General features: G+C 71.9%; 1 pseudogene. It reads left to right on the top strand.

The annotated features are described in order from the left end of the window. Positions 1–399 (top strand): annotated as a pseudogene (locus tag G3I71_RS49355) (pyridine nucleotide-disulfide oxidoreductase); the annotation flags it as partial.

Genomic DNA, 399 nt, shown 5'->3' with positions numbered 1-399 from the left:
CTTCTCCACCGGCTCGATCCGCGACGCCGCGCTGCCCATCCCCGGCATCGACCTCGAGGGCTCGTACGGCGCCGCCGACTTCGTGTCCTGGTACGACGGGCACCCCGACGTGCCCCGCACGTGGCCGCTCGAGGCGCAGCACGTCGCGGTCCTCGGCGCGGGCAACGTCGCGCTCGACGTCGCGCGGATCCTCGCCAAGCACGCCGACGACCTGCTGCCGACCGAGGTCCCGGCCAACGTCTACGACATCCTCAAGACCAGCCCGGTCACCGACGTGCACGTGTTCGCGCGCCGCGGGCCCGCGCAGGCCAAGTTCTCGCCGCTCGAGCTGCGTGAGCTCGGGCACGTCCCGGACGTCGACACGATCGTCTACCCCGAGGACTTCGAGTTCGACGAGGG

The organism is Streptomyces sp. SID12501, assembly GCF_010550245.1.
Classification (GTDB): Bacteria; Actinomycetota; Actinomycetes; order Streptomycetales; family Streptomycetaceae; genus Streptomyces.
This window is presented reverse-complemented; position numbering and strand designations above follow the sequence as displayed.